Annotated in this window: 11 protein-coding genes; 7 read left to right on the top strand and 4 right to left on the bottom strand. The window is 28.5% G+C overall.

Translation table 11 applies throughout. The features are described 5' to 3' along the window. The coding region (locus SR62_RS09475) for a hypothetical protein (RefSeq protein WP_410002862.1) at nucleotides 1-89 on the bottom strand (89 nt) is incomplete at its 3' end. A 340-nt stretch (nucleotides 90-429) separates the two neighbouring features. Here SR62_RS09475 and SR62_RS02785 point away from each other — a divergent pair. Beyond that, a complete protein-coding gene (locus tag SR62_RS02785; RefSeq protein ID WP_002853400.1) occupies nucleotides 430-804 on the top strand; it encodes a YbgC/FadM family acyl-CoA thioesterase in 375 nt (124 codons plus the stop codon). On the opposite strand, the gene SR62_RS02780 is transcribed toward SR62_RS02785, so the two are convergent. Genes SR62_RS02780 through SR62_RS02775 form a run of 3 tightly spaced genes read right to left on the bottom strand, consistent with a single transcriptional unit; the run spans nucleotide 796 to nucleotide 3,067 of the window. Beyond that, complete coding sequence (locus tag SR62_RS02780) at nucleotides 796-1,986, bottom strand: hypothetical protein (protein ID WP_002865964.1); 1,191 nt, start codon at nucleotides 1,984-1,986, stop codon at nucleotides 796-798. The genes SR62_RS02785 and SR62_RS02780 overlap by 9 nt on opposite strands. Next, nucleotides 1,983-2,591, bottom strand: coding sequence for a uracil-DNA glycosylase family protein (locus SR62_RS09140; RefSeq protein ID WP_002892952.1), 609 nt, complete (start codon nucleotides 2,589-2,591; stop codon nucleotides 1,983-1,985). Before SR62_RS09140 ends, SR62_RS02780 begins: the two co-directional genes overlap by 4 nt. Then, complete coding sequence (locus SR62_RS02775; protein WP_002892953.1) at nucleotides 2,588-3,067, bottom strand: GNAT family N-acetyltransferase; 480 nt, start codon at nucleotides 3,065-3,067, stop codon at nucleotides 2,588-2,590. Before SR62_RS02775 ends, SR62_RS09140 begins: the two co-directional genes overlap by 4 nt. 130 nt (nucleotides 3,068-3,197) lie before the next feature. Between SR62_RS02775 and rpmH the strand changes: the two genes are divergently transcribed. The 6 genes from rpmH to mnmE are packed head-to-tail and all read left to right on the top strand — an operon-like array spanning nucleotide 3,198 to nucleotide 7,718. Then, nucleotides 3,198-3,332, top strand: a complete 135-nt coding sequence (gene rpmH, locus SR62_RS02770) for a 50S ribosomal protein L34 (protein WP_002776864.1) — start codon at nucleotides 3,198-3,200, stop codon at nucleotides 3,330-3,332. Then, nucleotides 3,329-3,655: a ribonuclease P protein component gene (rnpA, locus tag SR62_RS02765; protein ID WP_002853349.1), complete on the top strand. Its 327-nt coding sequence runs from the start codon at nucleotides 3,329-3,331 to the stop codon at nucleotides 3,653-3,655. Before rpmH ends, rnpA begins: the two co-directional genes overlap by 4 nt. Continuing rightward, entirely contained in the window at nucleotides 3,652-3,993 is a 342-nt protein-coding gene (yidD, locus tag SR62_RS02760) for a membrane protein insertion efficiency factor YidD (protein ID WP_074484229.1), read from the top strand. Before rnpA ends, yidD begins: the two co-directional genes overlap by 4 nt. Next, the gene (gene yidC, locus SR62_RS02755; protein ID WP_002892955.1) at nucleotides 3,990-5,582 is read left to right on the top strand and encodes a membrane protein insertase YidC; all 1,593 of its coding nucleotides are present in this window, start codon (nucleotides 3,990-3,992) and stop codon (nucleotides 5,580-5,582) included. Before yidD ends, yidC begins: the two co-directional genes overlap by 4 nt. Continuing rightward, nucleotides 5,579-6,397 (top strand): Jag N-terminal domain-containing protein, encoded by an 819-nt coding sequence (locus tag SR62_RS02750; RefSeq protein WP_002892956.1) that lies wholly within the window; start codon nucleotides 5,579-5,581, stop codon nucleotides 6,395-6,397. The genes yidC and SR62_RS02750 overlap by 4 nt, the downstream gene beginning before the upstream one ends. After that, nucleotides 6,390-7,718, top strand: a complete 1,329-nt coding sequence (gene mnmE / locus SR62_RS02745; protein WP_002892957.1) for a tRNA uridine-5-carboxymethylaminomethyl(34) synthesis GTPase MnmE — start codon at nucleotides 6,390-6,392, stop codon at nucleotides 7,716-7,718. Before SR62_RS02750 ends, mnmE begins: the two co-directional genes overlap by 8 nt. Nucleotides 7,719-7,720: the final 2 nt, after the last annotated feature.

Below are 7,720 nucleotides of genomic sequence, written 5' to 3'. Positions count from 1 at the left end.
GTATTTGCTTGAGTGGCTGCAAAAGCGTTGATACTTAAGAAGGTAACAATAGAAAGTTTAAAACAAAATTTCTCTATACCCCCCCCCATGAAGTTAAAAAGCTTAATAGCTGGCATAGATGTCCTTGAATATTGATTATTATATTTTAACTATTTAACAATATCTGTAAATATCATTAAAAGTAAGCATAATTATAATTATAATATTCTTAAATATATATTAATTATAAATAAAATATTTAAATAATATTAATAATAAAAAAGTTATTTTTTAATTTTATTTTTATAATATATATTTAATATTATTAAAAAGCTTTATTAAATTAAGATTGGACGGAATTTTTTAATATAAACTAAAAAGCGATATCAAAGAATTTCCGTTGTATAATCTAATGTTTTTTAAATGTAAAATATTTTTTAAGGTAAAGCGATGAAAATGCGTGTGTATTATGAAGATACTGATGCGGGTGGAGTGGTGTATCATAGTAATTATTTAAAATTTTGCGAGAGAGCAAGAAGTGAAATTTTTTTCAATAAAAAAGTAGATATTTTTGATGCGTCTAAGGGACATTTTTTGCTTGCAAAAGCAAATTGCAATTTCTTAAAACCTGCAAAACTTGGAGATATGATAGAGATTAAAACAAAAATTTTAGAAGTCAAAAATGCTTCTGTGGAAATTTTACAAGAAATTTATAAAGATGAAATTTTGCTTTTTAAAATGGAATTAACTTTAGCTTTTATTAAAAACGAAAAACCAGCTAGAATGGATATGCAGTTAAAAAAGCTCTTTGAAGAATTATTTTAATTCTTCAAAGCTTGCTTGTTTGCCTTGCATAAGACGCACTTTGTAATCAACTTGAGAATTTTTGATTTTCTCATCAAATAAACTTTCGCTTTTTTTATTTAAGAATTCGGTATAAAAGTAATCAACTCCTATACTAGTAGCATAAGCAATCCAGTTATAATCTATACTTTGATTAAAAATTTCATTAAGATAGACTAAGTTATCATCGTGGTTATTGATGGAATTAGCAATGATGAAATTTTCTCTATCTCCTTGTTGTGTTAAACTTAAAAATGTTGGATTATAGTTGATTTGAGTGGATAAAAGCACATAAGGATGAATGTTATAAATTCTTAGTTGAGAACTTGCTAGAGCTGTTTTGATCAATGGAGTGTTAAAAAATATTGAGGCATTATTAACTCCGCCTTGTGATCTTAAAAGCCTGCTAAAATCAAGCTTCTCGCCTTCTATGGTATATATTCTAGCATTATTATTTTGAGCAAGAATTCTTGAATTTAGATTGCTTGATAAGGCAGAGCCATCGCTAAATATTGCGATATTAGCATTTGATTTGCTTAAAAGTGTGGCAATTTGAGCATCATAGTCAATACTTCCAAAAATAATATTTTGATTTGAAATTTGTATGTTGTTTTTATGGATAGTTGGTATGAAAATTTTCATATTTCCTGAGTAATTTTTCAACTCATTAGCACCTTTTAGAGTAAATCCAGCTATGGCATACTGATATCCTTGAGCTTGTGCTGCATCAAGTGCGGCTCGGATTTTATCACTATCTTCTGTGCCGGTTAAAAAAACTTTTACTTTGATTTCAGCTCTTTGTCTTAAAAGATAAGCTATACTTGAATTTATTATAGTATTTGAGTAACTTTTTATAGTTTTTTCTGGGATAATTATCGCAAGTTTAACAGAAGTAATTTTTTGAACATTTTTTTCAAAATCAGTAATGGAATTTAATAATTTTGCATAAACATTAGATAAAAATTGATCGTTTTGATCTGCAAATTCACTTAAAAAACTGAGATACAATCTTGATTCTAAAAGATCAAAAAGACAATTTGTGTTGCATTCTTGAACGCTTAATTTAGGATAAAAATTTTCAACAGGTTTTACATCGACTAATTTTTGCTCTTTTGCATTAAGCAAAAAGCAAGATAAGAAAAATATTAGAAATATTTTTTTCATAAAAATCCTTTAATTTTTTTTAAATCTTGTATGAAATTTTTTTCATAACTTGGATTTTTTTCTATAAAATCTAAATCATAACTTGGCATTATGAAAAAATTTTTATAAGCAAAAACTTCACCTTTTAAAATGTGATAATCTTTAAATCCCAAGCTTTTAAATGTGTATTCTCCTAGACAAAGCAAAAAAGCAGGTTGAATCAGTTTTAGTTCGTTCCAGAAAAATGGTAAGCAAGATTGTAGCGAAAAATCATCAAATTTTCCATTACAAAAACATTTAAATAAATAAGAAAAATAAAATTCTTCATCGCAAAGCCCTAAAATTTGATAAATATAGTGTTTTAATTTTTCACCTTTTTTTGAATTAAGTAAAATTCCACTTTCATTTTCACTCTTTTGCCCAAAAACATCAAGAATTAGTAGTTTGGCATTTTTTATCTTAGGTTCCATAAGACTAAATTTTCTTGTTTTGGAAAATTGACATAAGGTGCAAGATGAAACAAGTTGTTTTAATTCTTGAAAATTTTGTACTTGTTCAAAGTGGTTTATATGTGTATCAACAAAGTTAAACCCCATAGCTTTTAAATAATAAAGACTTCTTATCATAAATCACACAATTTTTCTAAATTTTCTCCACTTAGACGATAATTTCTCCATTGTTTAAGATGTTTAGCGTTTAAACTTTCATAAAAATTAATACCTAAAATATTATCATTTAAGCAAACCCAGTCGAGTCTTTTTAAATTTTCTTTTTTGCAAATTTCTCCTAAAAATTTAAACACAGCTTTTCCATAACCTTTTTTACGAAAATTTTCTCGTATATAAATATCTTCAAGGTAAATTCCACCGCTGCCCCAAAAAGACGAAAAAGTATAAAAATAAATCATATAGCCTATAGTTTTTTCATTTTCTTTTAACAAAAAAGCACGAGCAAATTTATTTTTTAGTAAAGAATGTTCCAGTTTTTCTTTCGTGCATTGAAGAAAATCTAACATATCTTCGTATTTTGCAAATTCTATGATCATTTCTTGTAAAATATCTAAATCTTCTTGTCTTAAATCAATAATTTTAAATTTTGACATTTTTAACCTTTTAAAAATAATTTCAAAATTTATCAAAAGAATTTAAAAATTACTCTTAATCAAAAGCAATTTATAAGTAAGATTAAGATAAAATACAAGTTTATTTTATAATTTTTTAAGGAAAAATCAAATGAAAAGAACTTATCAGCCACATGGCACTCCAAGAAAACGTACTCATGGTTTTCGCGTTCGTATGAAAACTAAAAATGGTCGCAAGGTGATCAATGCAAGACGCGCTAAAGGTAGAAAAAGACTTGCTGTGTGAAAAATTTTGATAAATTTAGCACAAACGAGGAATTTTCATCTGTATATAAAGTAGGTAAAAAATGGCATTGCGAAGGTGTGATCATTTTTTATCTGAATAGTTATGAAAAAAAAATAGCAGTTGTTGCTAGTAAAAAAGTTGGAAAAGCAGTGGTTAGAAATCGTTCAAAACGAATTTTAAGGGCTTTGTTTGCTAAGTTTGAAAGATATCTTCAAGATGGCAAATATATTTTTGTAGCTAAAAATGAAATCACTGAACTTTCTTTTTCTAGGTTAGAAAAAAATCTAAAATGGGGATTGAAAAAACTAGAATGTTTCAAATGATATGCCTAAAAATACTCCGTTTTTATCAGAAATTCTTAAGCCCTTTAAAACCCGCTACTTGTAGGTATTATCCTAGTTGTTCTGAGTATGCACTTTGGCAGTTTCAAAAAAAGAATTTTTTTCTAGCTTTTTTTTCTACTTTTTTTAGAATTTTAAGATGTAACCCTTTTTTTAAAGGGGGTTTTGATTATCCTAGAGTTTCTAAAAATTTTTATCCTATGAATTTATGTTTTAAGCCTATATTTTTAGCAAAAAAACAACTTTGTTTTTTATATATACCTTATAAAAATAAAAGTTTTTATCTTATAAAAATCATCTTTAAAAGGACAAATCAGTGAATAATTCAAATAATATTTTTCAGCAAAAGCGTATACTTTTGGCTGTTGTGATTTCTTTTTTATTTTTTGTTGTTTATGATTATTTTTTCATTCCAAAGCAACCTTTAAAAATAGAACAAAATATTACACAACAAAATCAACAAAACACAAGCATAAATAACACTCCTAATATACAAAATACCACCACAAATACTCCAAGTGCAGCTTTAGTTTCGCAAGATAGTGTGATATCTAAGGTTCAAAGCAAGCATTTTGAAGCACAAATTGACTCTTTTGGTAGAATTTCTGCTTTTTATTTGAAAGATAAAAAATACCAAAATGAGAAAGGGGAATTTATAAATCTTGTTAGCAAGGAAAATAGTCCTTATCCTTTAGAAATGCGTTTTAGTGATCCAAGTATTAACTCAGAGGCTTTTAAAATTCCTTATGTTGCTAACTCTAGCAATCTTTTTGTTGATGAAAATGGAAGTCAAGTTTTAAAACTCACTCAAAATCTTTCTGGATTGAAAATCGAAAAAGATATTACTTTTTATCCAAAAGGAAATTATGAGATAGAAGTTAAACTCAGCAAGAATGCAAATTATTTTATAAGTCCAGGATATCGTCCAAATATTGCCGTAGATAGTTATACAGTTCATGGTGCCTTGGTAATGGATAATAAAGAAACCATCGAAACTTATAAAGATGGAGATGTAGAAAAGGATGAAAGTGCTAATAATGTCGTAATGACTTCGGCTTTTGATAGATACTATGCAACTTTCTTTTATAATTTTGATAAACCTTTAAATGTAGCAATCAGCAAAGATGCTAATAAAAACCCTATAGTTTTTGCTTATAGTGATAATGAATTTAAAGCAGGGGGTTATATAGGTTCTAAAGAACATGTGATTTTAAGAAGTATAGATCCACGCCTTGAAGCAGTTGTTGAATATGGTTGGTTTACTTTTATTGCTAAGCCTATGTTTGAGTTTTTGAATTTCTTGCATCAGTATATAGGAAATTGGGGTTGGGCTATCGTTGTGATGACTTTAATTGTGCGTATTATTTTATTCCCGCTAACTTATAAGTCTATGATTTCTATGAATAAACTTAAAGATCTTGCTCCTAAAATGAAAGATATTAGAGAGCGTTACAAAGGCGATCCACAAAAAATGAATATGCACATGATGGAGCTTTATAAAAAACATGGTGCAAATCCTATGAGTGGTTGTTTGCCTATACTTTTACAAATTCCTATTTTCTTTGCTATTTATCGCGTTTTGCTTAATGCTATTGAGCTAAAAGCAGCTCCTTGGGCGTTTTGGATACATGATTTATCGGTAATGGATCCTTATTTTATTTTGCCTATTTTAATGGGTGCAACGATGTTTTTACAACAGCTTATTACACCTATGACTATACAAGATCCTATGCAAGCTAAGATTATGAAATTTTTACCAGTGATTTTTACTTTTTTCTTTATCACTTTCCCAGCAGGACTTACGCTTTATTGGTTTGTAAATAACCTTTGTTCTTTGGTTCAACAATGGGTTATCAATAAAATATTTGCTAAAGAACATCACAAAAAACAAGTGGAGCATGAAAAATGAAAATCGAAGCCATTGATCTTCAAAGTGCCTTAACAGAAGCTTCAAGAAGTTTAGAATGTTCTGTGATGGACTTAGAATATGAGATTATTCAGCATCCAAGAAAAGGTTTTTTTGGATTTGGAAGAAAAAAGGCAATTATAGAGGCTAAAGCAAAAAAAAGGATTTTGAAAAAAAATCCTAAAAAAGAATTTACAAGTTCAAAAAATCACAAACCAGAAACACATGAGCCAAAACAAGAAAACAAGATTGAAATAAAAAATGAAAAAAATAAAAGTCAAAAAGAAAAATACACAGTAAAAAGTGATGAAATTTTTGATAGTTTTCATCGAGAAAGCAAAGGAGTGCGTAATACTCAGGATATTTTAGATGAGATTCGTATTCAGCTTGTAAAACTTTTAGAAAGCTCCCAGTTTAAAATAGAGCTTAGTGAACTTAGAATGTATGATGAAGATTGTGTTTTGATTCGATTGGATGGGGAAGATGCTGCTTTGATGATAGGCAAAGAAGCGCATCGTTACAAGGCTATTTCTTATCTTTTGCATAATTGGATCAATTTAAAATATAATCTTTTAGTACGCCTTGAGATCGCTCAATTTTTAGAAAATCAAATTCAAGGTATGCAGCTTTATTTACAAAGCGTGATTGAAAAAATTAAAATTCATGGACGCGGACAAACCAAACCTTTAGATGGGGTTTTGATAAAAATTGCTTTAGAGCAGTTAAGATCTGAATTTCCAGATAAGTATGTAGGAATTAAGCAAAATAATGATCAAAGATTTGTTGTAATAAACGACTTTTTCAAAAAAGATGAGTGATACTATAGCGGCTATTGCCACAGCTCATGGTGTGGGTTCGATTTCTATTGTAAGATTAAGCGGTGAAAGGGCTTTAGAATTTGCCTTAAAGCTTAGCCACAAAACCAAACTTACCCCGCGCCATGCTACTTTTACAAAACTTTTTAATCAAAATAATGAAATTATCGATGAAGCTATAATGATATATTTTAAAACCCCTTATAGTTTTACAGGGGAAGATATAGTAGAGTTTCAAACTCATGGGGGATTTAGTGTGAGTGAAGTTTTACTCGAAGAACTTGTGAGTTTAGGGGCGAGACTTGCTTTAGCAGGGGAATTTAGCAAAAGAGCGTGTTTAAATGGCAAAATGACTCCTTTAAAAGCCTTAAATATACAAGATCTCATACTTTCAAAATCTGCACTTGCAGCTAAAATTATAGCACGCAACATGCAAGGAAACTTAGGAGAACTTTTAGAAAAAATTCGCACAGATTTGGTTAAAACCTTAGCTTTTGTAGAAACTAGCATTGATTATGCTGATGATGATTTACCTTCTGATTTATTAGAACAAATTTCTACTATATGTGAAGAAAATTCTAAAATTTTAAAAGAAATTTATACACTTTCTCAAAGTAAAAAAGGACTTATAGAAGGTTTTAAAATCACTATTGTAGGTAAGCCAAATGTAGGCAAATCTTCGCTTTTAAATGCCTTGCTTTCTTATGAAAGAGCTATTGTTTCAGATATAGCAGGCACCACTCGTGATACTATAGAAGAGAGCTTTAAATTAGGAACGCATTTATTGCGCATTATAGATACAGCGGGTATTAGAGAAAGTAAAGATACTATAGAACAAATCGGCGTAGCTTTAAGTAAAAAAAGTTTAGAAGATGCAGATATTATTTTAGCAGTCTTTGATGCTTCAAGAGTGCAAGATAAAGAAGATGGGAAAATTTTTGAATTGCTAGCAAATACTGATAAAAAAATCTTTTGGATTTTAAATAAAAGTGATTTAGAAAATGTTTTCAAAAATACTCAAAATAAAAATTTTATCAAGCTTAGTGCTCAAAAAGACATCACTTTGTTAAAAGAAGAATTGCAAAATTATCTTAATTCTTTTGATAGTGAAGGTATTATGGTAAGTTCTTTAGATCTTATTAATGCTTGTAAAATTTCAAGTGAAGCGATTTTTAGAGCTAAGGGGCTTTTAGAGGAAAGTTCTTTAGAACTTTTTGCTTTTGAACTTAATTTAGCTATTAATGAACTTGCAAGATTTACCAAAGATTTTCAAAGAGATGAAATTTTAGACGAAATGTTTGGTAATTTTTGTTTAGGAAAATGAAA

This window comes from Campylobacter sp. 2014D-0258 (assembly GCF_008000495.1).
Taxonomy (GTDB): Bacteria; Campylobacterota; Campylobacteria; order Campylobacterales; family Campylobacteraceae; genus Campylobacter_D; species Campylobacter_D jejuni.
This window is presented reverse-complemented; position numbering and strand designations above follow the sequence as displayed.